The sequence below is a fragment of the Pseudomonas meliae genome, from assembly GCF_001400515.1.
GTDB lineage: Bacteria > Pseudomonadota > Gammaproteobacteria > Pseudomonadales > Pseudomonadaceae > Aquipseudomonas > Aquipseudomonas amygdali.
Map to the genome: position 1 here is coordinate 1 of NZ_LJQT01000229.1, position 1,440 is coordinate 1,440.

1 protein-coding gene is annotated in these 1,440 nt (G+C 62.2%); it reads right to left on the reverse strand.

The window, feature by feature from the left end; genetic code table 11:
• Positions 1 to 418: 418 nt before the first annotated feature.
• A partial coding sequence (locus tag ALO64_RS10240) for a dihydroorotase (RefSeq protein ID WP_235804993.1) occupies positions 419 to 1,440 on the reverse strand: 1,022 nt, incomplete at its 5' end.

The following is a 1,440-nucleotide window of genomic DNA, read 5'->3' on the forward strand; positions in this document are numbered from 1 at the left end:
CATTAAAGCCTCTGGCCGAAAGGCGTGGGAGCGAACGTGTTCGCGAAAGAGCCGTTACATTCGCCGGAAGTTCATCGATTGAATTACAGTCTTCGCGGACAAGTCCGCTCCTACAGAAGCCCCCTCATTAAAGCCTCTGGCCGAAGGGTGTGGGAGCGAACGTGTTCGCGAAAGGGCCGTTACATTCACCGGAAGCTCATCGATTGAATTACAGTCTTCGCGGACAAGTCCGCTCCTACAGAAGGCTCATCATTAAAGCCTCTGGCCGAAAGGCGTGGGAGCGAACTTGTTCGCGAAGGGGTCTTTATGATCGCCGAGAATACATCGACTGACACACTGTCTTCGCGGATAAGCGAAGCGTCGCTCGGTCCGCTCCTACAGAGGTCTCGCTCTCCTTCGTTGGTCTGAGCGTAGTGCCTCAACGGCTGTAGCTGATCCGTCCATCCACCAGCGTATAGCGTACCGAGCCGGGCAGGCAGTGGCCGATGAAGGGGCAGTTCTCGCCTTTTGACAGCCAGGTCTCGCCCGCAACCGTCGAGGCGGCAGGGTCGAACAGCACGATATCCGCTGGCGCACCGGCACTTAGCTTGCCGGCTGGCAGGCGCAAGGCGGCGGCAGGGCCGCTGCTCAGGCGGGCGATCAGGGTCGGCAGGTCGAGCAGGCCGTCATCCACCAGCGTCATGGCCAGCGGCAGCAGCAGCTCAACGCTGCTGATTCCCGGTTCCGTGGCACCGAACGGCGCCAGCTTGGCGTCACGCTCATGTGGCTGGTGATGGCTGGAAATCGCCTGAATGACACCGCTCTTCACCGCTTCACGCAGACCATCGCGGTCTGCGCGAGTGCGCAGTGGCGGCTGGACGTGATAGAGGCTGGAGAAGTCGATCAGCGCCTCGTCAGTCAGAATCAACTGATACAACGCCACATCCGCTGTCACTGGCAGACCACGTGCCTGCGCCTGGGCAATCAGCGCCGCACCACGCGCACTGGTCAACTGGCTGAAGTGCGCGCGCACACCGCTTTGCTCGACCAGCAACAGGTCGCGAGCCAGCGCCACTGTCTCGGCCGTCTCGGGGATGCCCGCCAGACCCAGAAACGCCGCCGTCGCGCCATCGTGCGCCAGACCACCTTCGGCCAGATCACGATCCTGCGAATTGAAAATCACCGTCAGGTCGAAGGTGGCCGCATATTCCAGCGCCCGGCACAGCGTACGGGTGTTGTTGAAGCTGCTCAGACCGTTGCCGAACGCCACGCAGCCTGCGTCGCGCAGGGCGATCAGCTCTGCCAGTTGTTCGCCTTCCAGGCCCTTGCTCAGTGCGCCGACAGGAAACACCTTGCTGAAACCGGCTTCACGGGCCCGGTCCAGAATCAGTTCGGCCACCGCCGAGGTGTCGAGCACCGGTTTGGTCTGCGGCGGGCAGCACAGGCTGGTCACGCCGCCAT